General features: G+C 37.1%; 18 protein-coding genes. 2 read left to right on the forward strand and 16 right to left on the reverse strand.

What is annotated here, in order from left to right:
- Positions 1-26 precede the first annotated feature (26 nt).
- The 3 genes from NST02_RS23790 to NST02_RS13450 all read right to left on the reverse strand — a co-directional run bounded on the left by NST02_RS23790 (position 27) and on the right by NST02_RS13450 (position 1,295).
- Positions 27-287: a DUF4085 family protein gene (locus tag NST02_RS23790; RefSeq protein ID WP_137744034.1), complete on the reverse strand. Its 261-nt coding sequence runs from the start codon at positions 285-287 to the stop codon at positions 27-29.
- 333 nt (positions 288-620) lie between these two features.
- Positions 621-929, reverse strand: coding sequence for a DUF4406 domain-containing protein (locus NST02_RS13445; protein WP_340949136.1), 309 nt, complete (start codon positions 927-929; stop codon positions 621-623).
- Positions 930-1,097: 168 nt separating this feature from the next.
- Positions 1,098-1,295 carry an acetyltransferase gene (locus tag NST02_RS13450; RefSeq protein ID WP_095313344.1) on the reverse strand — a complete coding sequence of 66 codons (198 nt, stop codon included), beginning with the start codon at positions 1,293-1,295 and terminating at the stop codon, positions 1,098-1,100.
- Positions 1,296-1,722: 427 nt separating this feature from the next.
- Between NST02_RS13450 and NST02_RS13455 the strand changes: the two genes are divergently transcribed.
- The gene (locus tag NST02_RS13455; RefSeq protein ID WP_212933525.1) at positions 1,723-2,172 is read left to right on the forward strand and encodes a DinB family protein; all 450 of its coding nucleotides are present in this window, start codon (positions 1,723-1,725) and stop codon (positions 2,170-2,172) included.
- A 179-nt stretch (positions 2,173-2,351) separates the two neighbouring features.
- On the opposite strand, the gene NST02_RS13460 is transcribed toward NST02_RS13455, so the two are convergent.
- The 7 genes from NST02_RS13460 to NST02_RS13490 form a co-directional block, all read right to left on the reverse strand.
- Positions 2,352-3,413, reverse strand: a complete 1,062-nt coding sequence (locus NST02_RS13460) for an ABC transporter permease (protein ID WP_095313349.1) — start codon at positions 3,411-3,413, stop codon at positions 2,352-2,354.
- Positions 3,394-4,920 (reverse strand): sugar ABC transporter ATP-binding protein, encoded by a 1,527-nt coding sequence (locus tag NST02_RS13465; RefSeq protein ID WP_095313352.1) that lies wholly within the window; start codon positions 4,918-4,920, stop codon positions 3,394-3,396. Before NST02_RS13465 ends, NST02_RS13460 begins: the two co-directional genes overlap by 20 nt.
- 72 nt (positions 4,921-4,992) lie before the next feature.
- Entirely contained in the window at positions 4,993-5,976 is a 984-nt protein-coding gene (locus NST02_RS13470; RefSeq protein WP_095313354.1) for an ABC transporter substrate-binding protein, read from the reverse strand.
- 98 nt (positions 5,977-6,074) lie between these two features.
- Positions 6,075-7,079, reverse strand: coding sequence for a Gfo/Idh/MocA family protein (locus tag NST02_RS13475; protein ID WP_095313356.1), 1,005 nt, complete (start codon positions 7,077-7,079; stop codon positions 6,075-6,077).
- Complete coding sequence (locus NST02_RS13480; RefSeq protein ID WP_095313358.1) at positions 7,076-7,900, reverse strand: sugar phosphate isomerase/epimerase family protein; 825 nt, start codon at positions 7,898-7,900, stop codon at positions 7,076-7,078. The genes NST02_RS13475 and NST02_RS13480 overlap by 4 nt, the downstream gene beginning before the upstream one ends.
- Before the next feature lie 174 nt (positions 7,901-8,074).
- Positions 8,075-9,079, reverse strand: a complete 1,005-nt coding sequence (locus tag NST02_RS13485) for a Gfo/Idh/MocA family protein (protein ID WP_095313361.1) — start codon at positions 9,077-9,079, stop codon at positions 8,075-8,077.
- Between the two features lie 14 nt (positions 9,080-9,093).
- Positions 9,094-10,083, reverse strand: a complete 990-nt coding sequence (locus NST02_RS13490) for a LacI family DNA-binding transcriptional regulator (protein WP_340949137.1) — start codon at positions 10,081-10,083, stop codon at positions 9,094-9,096.
- A 185-nt stretch (positions 10,084-10,268) separates the two neighbouring features.
- Here NST02_RS13490 and NST02_RS13495 point away from each other — a divergent pair, with 185 nt between their 5' ends.
- Positions 10,269-11,237, forward strand: coding sequence for a sugar phosphate isomerase/epimerase family protein (locus tag NST02_RS13495; protein WP_095313366.1), 969 nt, complete (start codon positions 10,269-10,271; stop codon positions 11,235-11,237).
- A gap of 174 nt (positions 11,238-11,411) precedes the next feature.
- On the opposite strand, the gene NST02_RS13500 is transcribed toward NST02_RS13495, so the two are convergent.
- From NST02_RS13500 to helD, 6 genes are all read right to left on the reverse strand, one after another.
- Positions 11,412-11,684: a phospholipase gene (locus NST02_RS13500; protein ID WP_095313368.1), complete on the reverse strand. Its 273-nt coding sequence runs from the start codon at positions 11,682-11,684 to the stop codon at positions 11,412-11,414.
- Between the two features lie 110 nt (positions 11,685-11,794).
- The gene (locus tag NST02_RS13505; protein WP_340949138.1) at positions 11,795-12,499 is read right to left on the reverse strand and encodes a hypothetical protein; all 705 of its coding nucleotides are present in this window, start codon (positions 12,497-12,499) and stop codon (positions 11,795-11,797) included.
- Positions 12,500-12,503: 4 nt separating this feature from the next.
- Positions 12,504-13,478, reverse strand: a complete 975-nt coding sequence (locus NST02_RS13510; RefSeq protein ID WP_170211317.1) for an ATP-binding cassette domain-containing protein — start codon at positions 13,476-13,478, stop codon at positions 12,504-12,506.
- Positions 13,479-13,541: 63 nt separating this feature from the next.
- Positions 13,542-14,702, reverse strand: a complete 1,161-nt coding sequence (locus NST02_RS13515) for a DUF4317 domain-containing protein (protein ID WP_095313373.1) — start codon at positions 14,700-14,702, stop codon at positions 13,542-13,544.
- 184 nt (positions 14,703-14,886) lie between these two features.
- Entirely contained in the window at positions 14,887-15,099 is a 213-nt protein-coding gene (locus tag NST02_RS13520; RefSeq protein WP_235879492.1) for a hypothetical protein, read from the reverse strand.
- Between the two features lie 20 nt (positions 15,100-15,119).
- Positions 15,120-17,462: an RNA polymerase recycling motor HelD gene (gene helD, locus NST02_RS13525; protein ID WP_340949139.1), complete on the reverse strand. Its 2,343-nt coding sequence runs from the start codon at positions 17,460-17,462 to the stop codon at positions 15,120-15,122.
- Positions 17,463-17,505 lie beyond the last annotated feature (43 nt).

The following is a 17,505-nucleotide window of genomic DNA, read 5'->3' on the forward strand; positions in this document are numbered from 1 at the left end:
CGGAGAACTACACTGGATGGTTATTTTTATAGGAGTAATGTTAAGTTATTATCCTGTTGAACCCATTTTAAAATGGCACAATCATGAAAGCTCAAATTCTCAATAGCCTCTTTGCCGATTCTATCAGAGCTTGCATTCACATATTTTTCATATTTTTTTAGTGTTTTATCTACAAATCTTTCATTATCCTCACAAAATTTTGTCACAGCGTTGATGACCGAACGAGTTGCCTTGTTTAAAGTAAAGACCCTTATATCAGCTATGTCTGATAAAATTGTTTCTGGTATTTCTTTTTTAAGAGCTCTTGATTATAAATAAACCCCTCGTGAAATTGTTCGATAGCCCTCTCTCGATTAAAAGGTTCACATTCGATTTCATCATCTTCAGCAATCTCTTTTTGCAAATGAAGCCATTTTTTTAACTCATTGCTATAAAGTTGTTGAAAATGTTTCAGCCTGCTTATCTTTCTATAAGGACAGATGAAAATCAAAGCTCATACCATTTTTTTTATTCTCCTGCTCTCAATAAAGAGTAAAATTTATTAACGATCTCATCGTTAAACTATAAAAGATGATTCTCTTTTTTGAAAATGGCAAAAAATAGTTTTAAATAAAATATCTTTATGTTATATCAATTTGAGAATAGTAACGCACGGACTTTCCTCGTTTTTTTGCGTACTCAATTTCTTTTCTTGTGCTATTTCCAATGTAGCCATCTACATCAATTACCACAATTTCATCAGAGATATTAATTTTTTCATAATGTATTTTCTCAAATAATCTTACTTGTTCTTGTGTGATTTCAATCCCTTCGCTTTGTTCAAAAAAGCCAAGACTAATCACAATGTTGCCCTGCATTGTAAGATAAGCATTTGTTTTCTCAAATTGCTCTTTAAACTTTGTAGAGCCACATAATGTAATAACTTTCATATAAATATGACCTACCTCCTTTAGGATAATAGTTTGTTCCATTATTCTGCTCTATCGCTTAACTAGCCGTTTGTTATCATTATTTCTCTATCTGACATCTACTTCAATGAACTTTGCCTCTTCACCCCGGAAAATAAATTATCCCGATATGTAATTGCTACTGGAATATTACTTTCCAACATTTCTTGGATTTTCAACATATAAACCTAAAACATACCCACAATGTGAGCAATAAAGTGAAGTCATTGATGATGATTGCCCTCTTGGATTAGTGAAGGAAAACATTTGAACTGACGCATTTCCTGACTGAATAATGCCTTTTTTTAATTGATCGCTATGGCATTTTGGACACACTTTTTCTTCCATGTTCTGGTCGCTCCAATCTCAAAGAATATCAATATAAATTTTTGTTCATCTATACTTACGAACTACCGGTAATTATGTTTCCTTTACTTGCAAAATTTTTACCCTTTTAACTGTACACATTCTCATTATACTTTCTTTATAACGCTGAAGATCACTTAGGCAGTATAATTCCAATTATCACTTTGTAACCTCCGTATTTGATGTGAAGATAATTACCGCACATCCAATCATATTTTCTCAAAAAAAAAACAAAGCATTTTTGTTAGCAGTGCAGGTTAGTTCAATATGAATTTCTTTTACTCTAATACAACCTTGGCCTATCGTACCAGAAGTAGCACGTAATTTTTCGAAAATTTAAAATATGAACCTATCTTATGATAAAATATAGATAAAATTTTGCCAATTAAGTATTACGGAGGTGCATATTTTGAAAGAAATATTTAGAAAATTTGAAGATACTGCGGCTGAGATTTTGAAATTAAATGAGAAATCTGAAGCCGTTCTTTGCGATCCAGTTTATGAAGGAAAATGGTCCATAAGAGATATCGTGGGGCATCTTTATTATTGGGACAAATTCATTTTAGAGAAGTTGGTCCCTTTAATGGCGGATGGCGCTGATTTGCCACCGTTTCCTGAACATGACAAGTATAATGCGGAAGCGCTCGCATATTTAAAGAATGATTCAGTAGCAACGATCATAGAGCAATTTATTGAAACTCGAAAACAATTAACCAAACAATTGGCTGCCGTGGATAATGGCATACAATTTACTATTGGTGGAAGGAAAAAGAAGTTTTCAGGAGAAAGCTTTACAAAAATGTTCCTCATGCATGACGAGCACCATTTAAAACAAATCACTGAAAAACTGCATCGTTAAAAGAGGCTCGTGAAATCAAAAAACGCATGGAATCAAATTTGGTTACATGCGTTTTGCTTTCAATTTTTTACCTAATCCCAGCCTCTTTTTTGTACCATGGGGAAACAGCTAAATAAAGCATCAATTTTACTCGTTCACTCGCATTTTTCAATTTACTGCTGCAGTAAATGTTAGACGACTTATGAAGAAGGGGATAAGTTTCCTTTATTTCCTTTTCGTTGTAATAATACCGCCCCAATCACGATGAAACCTTTAAAAGCTTCTCTTAAAAATGGCGGAACACCAAATAGATTTAATAAATTGTTCATGACGGCGATAATAAGCATTCCATATACCGTTCCTAAAATGAAGCCTCTTCCACCGCTCATACTTGTTCCACCGACAACGGCTGCTGCAATGGCATCCATCTCCATTCCTCTACCGGCATTTGAAAAATCCATTGAACCGACACGAGAAACTTGGATAATGGCAGCGATCGAGACAAGCAGTCCCATCAAAGCATAGACGCGTAATTTTATTTTATCAACATTTACACCGGATAACTTTGCCGCTCTTTCATTCGAGCCGACTGCAATGATTTGTCTCCCGAAAGTGGTCCGCTTTGACACAAAATAGAGAATATATGCAATGACAGCCCAATAGATGATTGGCATAATCATGTAGTTTCCTATATTAAAGCTGGCAATCTGTAAAAATTCAGAAGGAAGAGTTGTATTATAGCCTTGCATAAAGTGTTGGGTAACACTCCTGAAAATAAGCATTGCTCCGAGCGTCACGATAAATGGTGGGACATTCCCTTTTGTAATCGTCACTCCAATTAGTGCCCCAAGAAGGTAACCAAACAAAAGCACGAGTACAATCGTCGCAATAAATGCAGGCATACCAGTCATTCCAAGCATTCCCAAGATCCCTTTAGTTCCTGTATCAAGGAGAATCATGGAAAACGCACCTGTTGCCACTAATGTGGAACCGACTGCTAGATCGATTCCACCTGTCATAATGACGAAGGTCATACCTAATGCGATAATACCGATACTTGCATTGTTTCTTAAAATATTAATCCAGTTATTAGTCCATGACTGAAACCAGCTCCCGAACGAATCATAGTCAAAACCTAATACTAATGTTTGCAGTATAATCATGATAATAAGTGCAATAGCTGTACTAAATAACGGTTCATTTGACCATTTATGTTTAAACCAACGAAAGAAATTCAGTTTTTCAACATTCGATGTGCTCATTGAAATGGCCCTCCTCTTCTTCTAGTAATTTCCCACCGGTAGCTAGAGTCATAATTTGATGTTCAGTCATGTCCTGACCCGATAACTCTCCTTGGATCACCCCGTGATACATGACTAAGGCACGATCACAGACTCGGATAATTTCATGGGCTTCACTTGACAATACGACGATGGCAATCTTTTCGTCTGCAAGCTTCAAGATGATATCATAAATATCTTCTTTCGCACCTACATCGACCCCTTGTGTAGGATTATCCAAAATGAGGAGCTGTGGATTTGCAGCCAGCCATTTCGCTAATACCACCTTTTGCTGATTCCCACCTGAAAGGCTGTTAATACTATCTGTTAGTTCGCCCATTTTGATCCGAAGTGTTCTCCGATGACTCTCGAAAACTTCTTTGTGCTTTTCTGCATAAATAATCCCTCTGTTTGCGAATATTGGCCATGTAACAATAGAGGCGTTTTCAATAATATTCATATCCTTAATAATGGCATTTTCTTTGCGATTTCGAGGAAGATACGCGATCCCTTTTTCAATAGCCTGAGTCGTGCTTCTAATTGTTACTTTATCACCATTTAAACATAGTTTTCCTTCTGGAATTCCTTCAGCTCCGAAAATCGTTTGAAAGAGTTCGCTTCGCCCATCACCAAGTAAACCTGTAAAGCCTACGATTTCTCCAGCATGTATCGAAAAATCAATATCTTTAAAAAATGGCTCAGAGGTTAACCCTTCTACTCGCAACACTTCTTCCCCTAACTTTTTCTCTCGTCTCAATGACTCGGTTCTGACATCGTAGCCGACCATATATCGTGCAAGATCATGGGTCGACACATCGGAAATATTGCCGTCCGTTACCAAATTGCCATCACGCAGAACGACAAAACGATCGCAAATCTCCATCACTTCATTCAATTTATGAGAAATAAAAATGATCCCAACTTCATGCTCTTTCATCGTTCTCATCATGGTAAAAACACGTTCTATTTCTTGTTCAGTTAAAGATGTAGTTGGTTCATCCATGATAATGATCGAGGCATTCGCCATCATCGCTTTGCATATTTCCACGATCTGTTTGTAGGAAGCATCTAAGTCATGGACCATCGTCGTCGGGTTTAATTCGAGCTTCATTTTCTGAAACATTCTTGCTGTTTCTTTTTGCATCTTTTCCAGATCAAGAGCGCCACTTTTTGTCTTAAGCTCTCTCCCAAGAAACATATTTTCATAGATTGGCAAGTCATTAATCAGGTTAAGTTCCTGATGGATAAATGCGATCCCCTGTTTTTGCGAATCTGCGGGAGATTGAAAGTTTACTTCGTGATCATTGATAACAATTGAACCAGAATCTTGTTTGAGGACACCGCCGAGAATATTCATTAGTGTTGATTTACCAGCTCCATTTTCCCCCAGTAAAGCACAGATTTCCCCACCTTTTATGGAAAAAGAAACGTCTCTGAGGACTTCGTTGCGACCAAAAGCCTTATTAATATGATTCATTTCAATCCGCATAGTATCACTTCCACACATGGTTTATGTATTAAAAGAGAGGGTTCAGGCACTGCTATCCCTCTCTCATCTAACTTAATAAGGTGAACCTTCGTCTAAAAATTGTTCATAATTATCTCGATCAACAATCGTTGTCGGGATGATCGTCTCTTCTTCTACCGACTCTCCATTTAATACTTTCACCGCAATATCGACAGCATCCTTTACCATCGCAGGACTATAAAGGGCAGACTGAATCCAAATATCTTCATTTTCAGGCATCAGCTTGAAGTATTCCTGCATACCGCCGCCACCAGTAACCACTTGAATGTCTGTGCGACCTGCTTCTCTAATAGCTTGCAAAACACCAATCGACGTCTCATCATCCATCGAATAAACAGCATCAATTTGGCTATTACTTGTTAAAATATCGGCGAAATCCTTCAATCCATCCTCCCTTGTAAATTGGGTAGCATAGGTTAATAAATTCATATCCGGAGCAAGGCTTTCGATCGTTTCAACAAAGCCTTTCTTTCTCAATTCTGAGACGGAACCAGAAGATGGAACTTCTAAAATAACCACATTTCCTTCAGTTCCAATTTTGTCGACAATATAGTTTGCTCCTTGAATTCCCATATCTTCATTGTCACCAGCAACACGATATACCCCATCTACATTTATAGCAATATCAAAATTAATTACTTCAATCCCAGCATCAACTGCCCTTTGAATCGGAACTTCCATCCCTTCCCATTGCGGAAAAGCAACAATCGCTTCTGCTCCCCATGTCATGAGATCATCAAGCTGTGACGTCATTTCTTCAGCGTTCGAACTCGTTTGAATTTGATACTCGATATCATCAGACAATTCCTTTGCTCTTGCTTCAGCATGATAAGCTACGGCAGCAACCCAGCCATGGGTAACGGCAGGCGCAAGAATACCAATTTTGTACTTGTTTTTACTGCTATCATCCCCTCCATCATCTCCAGGATTACTACTGGTTGTCGTATTATTGCATGCGGCTAAAACGGGCACCAATATTAGCACAAATAATGAAAATACCTTTAACGCCTTCTTCATAAAAATTAACCCCCTAAATTTATTAGTAATCTACCTGAGTCGATTTCATAACAATTTAACTATCGTTATGAAAAAGATTCCACTTTGTTAAAGCGCTTTCATTCAACTGAGGATAATTGCACTATTTGTTCACTTTCCAGAGATGTTTGAATGGCCTCCATCATTTTCATTGTTGCAAGTACATCGTTTAATGGGATAATATTATTCTCTTCATTGTTTTCAACACAGTTGATAAAGTAAGAAAGTTCATTTTGAAATGCATTCTCTTGAGGAATATCTATAGAAGATTTTTCATTACTCTTGTAGTAGTGGACAGAACTTTGGGTGATTCTCTCGATATTGTTACCAGCCGATAAGCGAAAATCAATCGCAGCATCTTCTCCTTGAATTCGAAAAAACATTGAAAACGGATAAGCTGTCGGCATACGATGTGATGCTTCAACAAATGCCTTCGTGCCATTTTTCAAAATGAGAGTGGTCATAATATGATCCCATGCCCCATTTTCATTTTTCGAGCCGACGGCATATACAGTTTTGATTTCACCAAGAAGATGGCAAATAAAATCTATATCATGAATATGCAAATCATAGAGGGCTCCACCGCTTTTTTCAGGATATTTAAACCAATGGTTCCATTTTGGTACTTGCCCTAATCTTCCCGCATGAATGAATTCAACATGGTTCAGTTTGCCCGTATCATAATACGATTTAATTGCTTTGTATTCGGGCCAAAATCGAAGCACATGGGCGACAAACAATTTCACTTTATTTCGTTGAACTGCCTCTATGATCCTTTCAACCGATTCAACTGTTAATGACAAAGGTTTTTCACAAATAATATCTTTTTTTGCTTCTGCTGCTTTAATGATAAATTCTTCATGTAAAAATGTCGGTAAACAAATATCAATAATGTTAATTTGCGGATCGTTCAAAAGAGCTTCGTACGTTTTCACCAATCGAACCTTTTTCCAGTTAGGTCCATCTATTTTTTGTTCATCGCTCTTGCTAAAGACGGCAGCAACGTTAGCGCTTTCAATTTGTTGATAAGCGTCAAAATGAGTTTTACCAATAAAGCCCCAGCCTACTAATCCGATGTTCTTCATCTTACTCCTCCCAGTTTACTTAGAATGGTAGAAAGATAGTGGAAGGAACGTTGAACGCTATCGTTCACCACATCAAGGCCACTCGGCCCTTCAGGGGTAAATTCGATTTCCACACTGATCGGTCCCTTATAATTTGCGCGTTCAAGTATCTGGAAAATTCTTAGGAAATTAATATTTCCATCTCCAATAGCAGGGAAATTCCATTCTTGATTAGCGCCGAGTTTATCCTTCAGATGAATAAATTCAACCTCCGCTACTGATGCCTGTAAATCATCGTACGGCTCAATATTTCCATAAAAGAGCACATTTGCTGTGTCATAGTTGATTTTTATTCGCCTAGAAAGCAATTGAACAAGCCTATTTAAAGCAGTTCCAGTGGCGTAATTATTTCCATGTGTTTCGATCACGAGAACCTTGTTCAATCTTTCGCACATCTCAATAACTGGCAGTAGATTACGAATTAATATTTGTTCATCTTCTATGACATCTGAATCGTGATGGGGGTCTCCGGTGGCAGTAATGATATATTTGCACTCAAAAAAATTTGCTAATTCGACATTTTTGAGCACATTAATGATGCCAGCTTCCGTCATCACATTGCTATGAGCTCCTATCCCAACACAGCGCATTTCATATTGATGTAGCAGTTTCTTTATTGCAAGTAATTCTTTTTCCGACATTTCTGGTAAAACATGAGCCGTATGATCTTTTACTGCTGCAAGCTCAATTTGCTTAAATCCAGCTTTAGCAGCCCCTTTAACCGCATCCTCCAATGAAAAGCCGTGGTACGTATTTGAATTAATAGCCAATTGATCTATCATGCGTACCTCCTTTAATTGATGTAATTGATTTCATTATTCGACATTTCCGATATTTCAGTTCTTTTACTAATTTTATAGAGAAGTAAAATCGCTGATTATGTAATCCGTTACATCTATAGTAAAAGAAAATTCTGACTTCGTCAATTCCATTTAAAAAAGACTGATCTTTTTACTTTATGTTAGTATTTTTTCAATGACCCTTAAAGTAGCTATTGCGTCTTCTCCTGTAACTTCTGGTTCTTTATCATGAACAATTGCATCAACAAAGGCATTAATAACCCCACTGTTAGTTTGATTGTCATTCGTCTGAATGGAATCAAATTGATATTTGCACACTTCTCCATCTTTTTTTTCAATAATTAACGGTGCTTTCGGATCATGATAGATTTTTATGATCCCTTTTTGACAATAAATCGCTGTAGAATTATCTTCGGCACCATAATATGTCCAAGAGAAGGAAGCGGTTCCCAGACGTCCTTTTTTTGTTTTTAGCGCACAGACAACGTTGTCGCATACTTCTATTGGCTCCCCATTTTCGTCTACTTTATCTAATGCGCTATGGAAAGCATGGACTTCAGCGATCTCATCGTTCAATAGATAATGAATTAAATCGATTTTATGGATCCCTAAATCGCCTGCAACGCCCGAATAAGAACGAGCTTTCTTAAAGAACCAGGTAGAATTACTTTTATTAACACCCCATGATTCAGGACCTTGGTGACCAAAAGTAGTTGTAAAAGTTAAGACTTCACCCAGTTGCTTGCTGTCAATTAATTCTTTTGCCTTTTTATGAGCCTCAGTAAAGCGTTGGTTATGAGCAACCATTAATTTTTTTCCTGACTTCTTTTGTGCTTCGAGTATTTCTTCAGCATGTTTTATGCTGATTGCCAGCGGTTTTTCACATAAAACGTGCTTATCGTGTAATAATGCTTGAATCGAATGAATATGGTGTACATCATTGGTTGAGCAAACACTGATTGCTGCAATCGTCCGATCTTGATAAAGCTCCTCTACAGACTGAACCGCATGGCCAGCAAATTTTTCGGCTAACGCCATTGCACGCTCCTGATTATGATCAAAGAAAACTAAACGATCAACATAAGGATTTGCTTTATACTCTGGTGCATGGCGATGCTTCGTGATGGAGCCGCAGCCAATAATCCCTACTGAAATCCCCATTCTTTGTAACCTCCTTAACCCATTGTCGATTCACGAATGATCAATTCATGATCTAACAAAATGCTTTCCATTTTATTTTCATGAATACTATTAATTAACATGGTCGCAGCAGTACAACCCATTTTGTACATTGGTTGAGCAACCGTAGTCAAAGTTGGATTTGTCATATTGGAGAAACTAATATTATCAAAGCCGACGACAGCAATATCATCTGGAGCTTTTAACCCTGATGCGTTCATTTCCTTTAAAGCACCTATTGCCAAAGTATCTGATACTGCAAAGATTGCAGATGGCTTTTCTTTTAATTTCAGAAGCATTCTCATCGCTTGCACTCCGTCTTGGAAATCAAGCTGGGTTGTATTATAGATCCATTCCTTGCGCAGCGGTAGATTGAATTCAGCCAAAGCCCTTTCGTAGCCACTTCTTCTCTGTCTCGCATAAAGAAACTTTTCGTCTGAATTGATAAGTGCGATTTTTTCATTGCCTATTTTAATCAAATGCTTAACTGCGTGATAAGCGGCCAATTCATTGTCAATACTTACATACGGAATTACATTGCTTTCATCATACTCACTACATAAAATAATAGAATGGTTTTCAGCAAGCTCAATCAATTTTTGCATATTGACTGTAGGGTCCATGGAAATGACACCATCTGCCAATTTGTTTTTTACCATATTAAAATAGATATCTTCGCGCTCTGGATTCGAATTAGTTTCACACAGAAGAATATTGTAGTGATGGGCAATCGCGGTATTTTGAATACCATTAATAATTTCCGTATAAAAGGGATTTGAAATGCTTGGAATCAACACTAGTAGAAGACGGCTCTCCGAATTTCGCAAGTTTCTCCCGAGCATACTCGGTTCATAATTTAATTCTTTTATTGCATTTTCAACTTTTAATCTAGTGCTTGGACTTACAGTTGAATTGTTATTTAGCACTCTTGAAACGGTAGCAACTGAAACCCCAGCTTTTTGCGCTACTTCCTGTATATTCGCCATCAAACATCCTGCTTTCAAACTCATAGTAATGTAATCGATTACAAAATAAATTGTAAAATTAATTTCTTGCTTTGTCAATCATCAAAAAAAGTTAATATATTTAGAGTTTTAATGATTATTTCAATTATTTTTTTGTTATAATCAAATGTAACGGATTACAAAAGTTATAAGGAGGTTTGATTTTTATGAGATTAGGTGTTTTTTCTGTATTGTATTCGGATAAAGGCTTGGAGGAAATGTTAGATCATGTAGCTGCAATGGGGATTGAAGCAATCGAAATTGGAACGGGTGGCTACCCTGGGAACGCTCATTGTGACATCGATGAGTTGTTAAATGATAAGGAAAAACAAAAGGAATTTGTCGATAAAATATTAAGTCGCGGCTTAATTGTAAGCGCTTTAAGCTGCCATTCCAATCCACTTCACCCACAAAAAAAGATACGTGACGAAGCAGATGAGTTATTAACAAAAACAATCAAGTTAGCAAACCGCTTGAATATTCCGGTTGTCAATACTTTTTCCGGTTGTCCTGGCGATCACGAAAACGCAAAATTCCCCAATTGGCCAGTTGCTCCTTGGCCAAATGATTTCCAAGAGATTTTGAAATGGCAATGGGAAGAAAAAATAATCCCTTATTGGAAGGATAAAGCCCGTTTTGCTGAACAACATCAAGTAAAAATTGGACTTGAATTGCATGGCGGATTTTCTGTCCATACTCCTGCCACTCTTCTTCGATTAAGAAAAGAATGTGGGGCAGCAATTGGAGCAAATCTTGATCCTAGCCATATGTGGTGGCAGGGAATTGATCCAGTTGAGGCAATTAAAATATTAGGTCGCGAACAAGCAATATATCACTTTCATGCTAAAGATACAATCATCGATCAGCCTGTTTTAAACCGGAACGGGATTACGGATATGACCTCCTATGCCGATATGAAAAATCGTTCTTGGTATTTTCGTACGGTTGGCTACGGGCACGACGCTAAAGTTTGGGCTGACATGCTGAGCGTCCTCCGCCTTTACGATTATGACTATGTCGTCAGTATCGAACATGAAGATGGCCTTATGTCGATTGATGAAGGATTATCAAAAGCAGTGAATACGTTAAAGCCGTTAATATTTAAAGAAGCTACTTCTAATATGTGGTGGACATAAACTGCACGGGCCTTTTGCTTTGTTTCAAAGCGAAAGGCCTGCACTTTGGAACTCATATGCTTTTTATTCTTCCTATATTTCTTTGTTGTGCTTCTCTTCTGCTGGCGAATTTTTATATGGGCTATTTTTGCTAAGATAGAACTTCTCTTAAAAGGACAGAGTTATTACGCACTACTATTTAAAAAGACAATTAACTCCTCGAACGATTTTCATATGGTGAGACAGAATTCTTGCATGTCTTCCTTCCTCTGTGTAACGGTTTTGCAATGGTTTGAGTCGTTCAATAAACTCATGGTCACAACGGCAGCGATCCCTTGTCCGTTGATAGCAGAAGTCATGCTGTTGGCACGCTGCATCGACAGCGTTGATAGGGGCTCCTGGACCACTGCATCCCGGTCCGCACCAATTATAACGAGGGAACAAACAAAAACGCGGAAATCTTACCACCCTCTTCACCTCCTTGTATACAATTAAGACTGTCATAATACAATATGAGTGAAAAGAGAACGAAGTATAGCCGTTTATCAAGTAAAAGAAATAATCGTATTTTCTCTGGTTCAGCTTTCTTTTCTTTTAAAAAGTATAATAAGTAAAGCAAAACTGATAATGAGGTAAAGGAGGACGAAGATAGAATCGGTGAACAAAGATTCTAAAAATAAAATTTCATCCCCCTCCTCCATATGCTTGATTACGGTAAAAACCGGTGGAAATATCCATAAGAACCAATTTGCAATTGATGCTAATTCCGCCAACGATTTAGCAGAAATAGAGAGAACGATTACGAGCACAGCAGATAACCACGAATACTTTTTCGTCCCCCATTTTGTTGCTGAAAAGAGGGTTCCTATTAAAATACCAAAAAACGAAAAAATCACATGGCTGCTGACAGAGATTAGAATTAATGGGAGCGAGAGACTTCCCTTAAAGCTGTCTGTCATGATTGGGTAGAAAATTGCAAACGCATGAAGTGGAAGACTAATCACTATGATGGATAGCCATTTTCCTATTAAATATTTTTCCTTCCTCCCAAGTTGAAAAAACAAAATATATTTCTCTTGTTCTTCTTCCAATGAAAAAACTGTCATTGAAATCCATGTGATTGTTAAATATATCGCAATCGATGAAGCCCCATAGTTGCTAAGGATGGGGGCATTGTCATAAGTGTAGAGAATAAATATCCATAACAAAAATAGAGAGGCAGGAGGAATAAACTTTAATGATTGAATATAACTTTTAATTTGATAATGCACAAATGAGCTCACTACCCTACCTCATTTCTTTCAATTCTATAATTGAACAACCTTGTTCAAGAAGAATTTTTAACACCTTATCAGATTCAGTAAACGGAACTTTGACCTCAACAGTATTTTCTTCTATAAGCTTTTGGTCAATAAATGTCAACTCTTGTAAAATGCTATTCTGTGGAACTTTTGCTTTGATAATGTTTAATTTCTCCTTTATTTCCACGAAAGAATCGGAAATGATTTTTCCTTTGTCAACCTCAATTATTCTTGGAGCAAGTTCGCTTATAAGAACTTGTTCATGTGTCGTTAAGATAATGGTTGTATTATTTGCAAAAGCCTGCAATAGCTTGATGACTTTAGATTGAGTTGTTTGATCCAACCCAGTCAGTGGCTCGTCTAATAATATCAAGTCAGGTTCCTTTAGCAACGCTTGGATAATTCCAACTTTCTGTTTTGTTCCTTTCGAGCATTTTCTTAATGGTGTTTGGAGAAATTCTCCAATAGCAAAAACGTCTACATAGGACTCTATCTTCTTGTTAATCTTCTGTTCAAGTTTCCCGCTTATTTTTGCGATCAAATGTAAATAATCATTTATACTAAAACGAATATTCTCAGGGAAGTGCTCCGGTACATAACCGATATTCATCTCCGCCCGTTCGATATTTCCGTAAGAGGGCTCGTAGATTCCGCCTATTAGCTTTATCAAACTGCTCTTGCCAGAACCGTTAGTACCTTTAATTGCGATTGTCTCACCTTGACTGACGCATAAGGAAATATCTTGCAGAACTTTAACCCCAGCAATTTCCTTGCTCACCTTTCGCGCTTTAAAAATATCCATATAAAACCTCTGTTTTTCTTTTATTTTACCACTTTGAATCGGGTTGCTATTAAGTAATTTATCATTTCCTCCGATTTGTTCATCCTCAATTTTCAGTAACACAACATTAATATGAGTGGGGGAAGTTTTGTATAGAGCTAGATTTCTACATTTACTCAAAAAAAGGCCCATTGTTTATCTTTTGCAAAAAACAATAGGCGCTGGGTTTAGTTTATTTTTTAATCATAATGTGATCGTTTCTAGTTTAAATCCTTCTAGGTGAATATCTTCTTCGATTTCGAGCAATAAGCATTTTTTTCCTTCAAACATAATGTATTTTACTTTCTTCATTTCTTTCGGATTAATGGCTAAATCAGCTACATGCGTGCTAATCCTGATTTTTTTCGGAACGAGATTTGTTGCTTTAAATTCGTGTTTTTCGTCCTCTATTACATCCTTAAAGGCAAATTCTACTTTTTCTGCATCAACATCTTCCACACCACTAACAGTCAAAATTCGTTCAATATCTTTATAGTCGAGCTTGGGCTCTTCGTTTTCTTCGTTATCCTCGTTTTCTTGCACAACTCGGGCAATTTCTTCGTATACATTGGAAATCGTCCCCGTGTCCACTTCATCACCAATGACTTTTTGAATAATGATTTCAAAGCTAGCTTTATCTTCTTCAGCAGTGATAATGTCCTCGCAATTCAGCACTTCTGCAATGAACCGATAATCTGGTTCATTCGCTTTTCCTGCACTATAAAGAATTCGATTTACATCTGCGGCGTTTTCATGAAAAACAGGGAACATAAAACCAGCCAAAGGTGCTGTTAAATTAATGATTGGATCAAGATTTGTATTGGGCTTAAATTCTCTTTCAATATAGTCAAATGTTAACGCCTTTTTCGGTTGATCAGCCTTGTTAAAACTGCAAAAAATGAAAGAACTGGAATATACTTCGTCATCCCCACCTGTTTCTGTGTCTTGATCACGTTTTTTGGTTGGTTTTTGATACTCCCCGCGGATAAAGGTAACTACCGTATCAAATTCATATACTTTCACAGCAAACATTTTTTCTACGATTTGAAGCATTTGCTGTTGCCAATCTTCCGATAAACTTGATTGTAATCCTTCAAGGAGAATTTTTTGTGTACCGCCGAGCGAATCATGCTGAAATTTTAATTCAAACAGCTTAGAATCAAGTTGGCCAGTTAGAACTTTTTTGAAGTTTGCCAAAAATAACTCCTGTGCTTCTTTTTCAAGTATCTCAAAGGGTTGACTAATATGAGTATATATTTCTCCTGTCTCCTTTTTCACATAAACGTTGAAAATTTCTTGTATTTGCATATAGTTGTTCTTTAGTTTAAATTGCTTTCGGATATTAGCGATGTCATTTTTATTCATTTGTCTCAACTCCCATATCCGATTATACTTTGTTAAAAACATTTTTGTAATACTTGATTTTCATGGATGTAAGTTATCTGTTTATTGAATTACTGAAATGATTTCCATTTCTCTTTTGACATCACTTGCCATCCATTCGCTATAAGCCTCTCAATGTACGTTTCCCATTCTATCTCCTCTAATTCTATAGCGAGCGACCGTAGCGACACATATTTATGTGATAATTAATAGTGACCTTAACGACTTCGTACCCATTATGATATTGCGGATGAAAGCCTGGAACATCAACGATATCCCCGATCATCGGACGAAAATCTGATTGGTAGCTTTTTTGCAATACTTCATTTTTATGATTATTATTTAAAGATGAGACGAAAATAAGTAGGTTTATGTTCATGCTCACTCCTTCTTTTTGGTTCAATCCATTTCTCTTATGAGTTTTTCTTCCCGTGCTTTTTGCAACAAACGGCAAGGTTGTCCCACGCTGTATACAATTAATTTATGCATAGCTCTTGTGCAAGCCGTGTAAAAAGTACGGCTCAGACTTTCGTCGCCGTATACTTCCTCTGAAGCATCATAAATAATAACAGCATCAAATTCAATTCCTTTTGACAAATACGTTGGGATGACAACGATGCCTCCCTCATATTCGAGAGAATTGCTTTTCAAAAGTTTCATATCTTCGATCATGGATAGCCCTTCATAGGCATGTCTACTTTCCGCGGCAGATTTACATATGATGGCAATGCTATTAAAATTACGATTACGCAAATCGCTAATTTTGTCAGCAATAGAACGATGAAGCTCATTATGGTTTGATACTTGTTTTAATACAGGTATCTCGCCCTCGCGATCAAAGGGAATAATTTGGTCACCATTTGAAAGAAGTGATCGTGTAAATTCAATAATCGGTTTTGTTGAACGGTAACTCCTACTTATATTAAATATTTTTGTTTCATCTTGACCGTAAAGATTCGTCAGTTGTGTAAAGTCGATCATCTCCCGTGCGTGAGCAAAGATTGCTTGGTTAAAATCACCGAGGACGGTCATTTTAGCATTCGGGAATAGATGTTTTAAAAATTCAAACTGAAATGGGGAATAATCTTGTGCCTCATCAACAACGATATGTTTAATCGTGCTGTTACTCTGAAAACCTTGAATCAGCTCCTTTAATAATAAATATGGGGTTGCATCTTCGTAATAGAGCCTATCTTGCTCCAGCATGTTTACTGTCAATTGGGAAATGTCAGCCCAATTTGCCGGCATTTCTTCGCCAATCCACTTTTTCACCTTTTCCGATTCAGTAAAAAATTGTTTATATAACTCTTTGAAATGAATAAAGCGCAAAGTCTTTACTTGTTTTCGTAACGGTTTTAATTTCTGGTGAACGATTAAACGGGCAAGTGCTTTCGGTTCCATTTCATACTCAGCTAATCTTTCCCGTGTAAAGCCTCGTTTTTCTGCTAAAATTCGATGTGCGCGATGGTATGCATCATTACTTAGTAATTCTATTTCCTCCTCTACCCACAATTTATCCCGTTCTTTTTTTTCAATTTTTTTAAGCTCCATTATGAGCCAGTCCTTGACCTTTTCAAGTCGTTGATGAAATCGCAGTGAGCCATTATGGTTATAAAATTGTTCGGCGATTTGGGATGAAGTGATGATTGACTTTCCTCTAAAGAGCAGATCATTGAACTGCATACCAGAAAATGCTAATGACTGTTGGTATCGATGTAATGCTTTGAAAAAAGTAGTAGTAGCTTTGAATTGAATATTCGCGATTCTTAAACTGTAAAATGAAGAATTCTTTTGTGTCAAAACATATTCCAATTGATCAAAAGGGGTTTCGAGTTGCGATTCTTTCTTTAAGCGGTACTGTAAATATTCCTGAAACGTTACTTGCTGCATATTTTCTTCGCCGAGTTCAGGAAGCACATTGGAAACATAGCTATTAAACATTTTATTGGGAGAAAAAAGAATAATTTGATCGGCAAGAAGATGACCGCGATATTTATAAAGCAAATAGGCAATTCTTTGCATAGCTGCCGATGTCTTCCCACTCCCTGCAGCTCCATGTACAATAAGAAGTCTTCCCTTATCGTAACGGATAATTTTGTTTTGATCCTGTTGAATCGTTGCAACGATATTGTGCATTTTTTTATTGCTTTCTTTACCAAGTACTTCCTGTAATATCTCGTCTCCAATCGTAATGCTTGTGTCAAACATTGAGTGAAGAAGACCATCACGAATAAGATATTGCCACTTTTTTTCTAGTTTTCCTTGAACTATCCCACCTGGAGTCGTGTACTTAGCTGGACCGGGTTGATAATCATAATAAACACTTGACACCGGAGCTCTCCAATCATAGATGAGAAAGTTTTCTCCGCTAGCATCCCGAAGAGTAGAAATTCCGATATAAATTTGTTCTGGTACTGAAGTATCTTCTTCCAAAAAATCGATCCGTCCAAAATAAGGTACGTCCTGCATACGTTGCAATGTCGAGAGACGCTTTGATGCATGTCTGTGTGTGCCCTGACTAACGGATAACGCTTGCACCTCTTGTCTCAAACCAATGATCGTTTCAAGATAGTCATCAAAGGTATCCGTATTTACTTTCACTTCATCCCAGAAGTGTTTACGAATTTGTATGACTTCATTTTTCCGGCGTGACGTTTCATCTTCCAATCTGTTTATCTCCTCTGAGATGATTTTCATTACGTTGGTTAATCGTTGTTGCTCCGCCTCGAAATTAGAATTCATAAAAAACACTCCTAAAAAAGTTTTTAAAAGGGTTGACGAATAA

Source organism: Robertmurraya sp. FSL W8-0741 (assembly GCF_038004005.1).
GTDB classification, from domain to species: Bacteria; Bacillota; Bacilli; order Bacillales; family Cytobacillaceae; genus Robertmurraya; species Robertmurraya siralis.

Excerpts from the sequence above, each read along its gene's own strand:
- NST02_RS13445 (WP_340949136.1), bottom strand. The coding sequence starts at position 929 with ATGAAAGTTATTACATTATGTGGCTCTACAAAGTTTAAAGAGCAATTT.
- NST02_RS13450 (WP_095313344.1), bottom strand. The coding sequence starts at position 1,295 with ATGGAAGAAAAAGTGTGTCCAAAATGCCATAGCGATCAATTAAAAAAA.
- NST02_RS13460 (WP_095313349.1), bottom strand. The coding sequence starts at position 3,413 with ATGAGCACATCGAATGTTGAAAAACTGAATTTCTTTCGTTGGTTTAAA.
- NST02_RS13465 (WP_095313352.1), bottom strand. The coding sequence starts at position 4,920 with ATGCGGATTGAAATGAATCATATTAATAAGGCTTTTGGTCGCAACGAA.
- NST02_RS13470 (WP_095313354.1), bottom strand. The coding sequence starts at position 5,976 with ATGAAGAAGGCGTTAAAGGTATTTTCATTATTTGTGCTAATATTGGTG.
- NST02_RS13475 (WP_095313356.1), bottom strand. The coding sequence starts at position 7,079 with ATGAAGAACATCGGATTAGTAGGCTGGGGCTTTATTGGTAAAACTCAT.
- NST02_RS13480 (WP_095313358.1), bottom strand. The coding sequence starts at position 7,900 with ATGATAGATCAATTGGCTATTAATTCAAATACGTACCACGGCTTTTCA.
- NST02_RS13485 (WP_095313361.1), bottom strand. The coding sequence starts at position 9,079 with ATGGGGATTTCAGTAGGGATTATTGGCTGCGGCTCCATCACGAAGCAT.
- NST02_RS13490 (WP_340949137.1), bottom strand. The coding sequence starts at position 10,083 with ATGGCGAATATACAGGAAGTAGCGCAAAAAGCTGGGGTTTCAGTTGCT.
- NST02_RS13495 (WP_095313366.1), top strand. The coding sequence starts at position 10,269 with ATGAGATTAGGTGTTTTTTCTGTATTGTATTCGGATAAAGGCTTGGAG.
- NST02_RS13515 (WP_095313373.1), bottom strand. The coding sequence starts at position 14,702 with ATGAATAAAAATGACATCGCTAATATCCGAAAGCAATTTAAACTAAAG.
- NST02_RS13520 (WP_235879492.1), bottom strand. The coding sequence starts at position 15,099 with ATGAACATAAACCTACTTATTTTCGTCTCATCTTTAAATAATAATCAT.
- helD (WP_340949139.1), bottom strand. The coding sequence starts at position 17,462 with ATGAATTCTAATTTCGAGGCGGAGCAACAACGATTAACCAACGTAATG.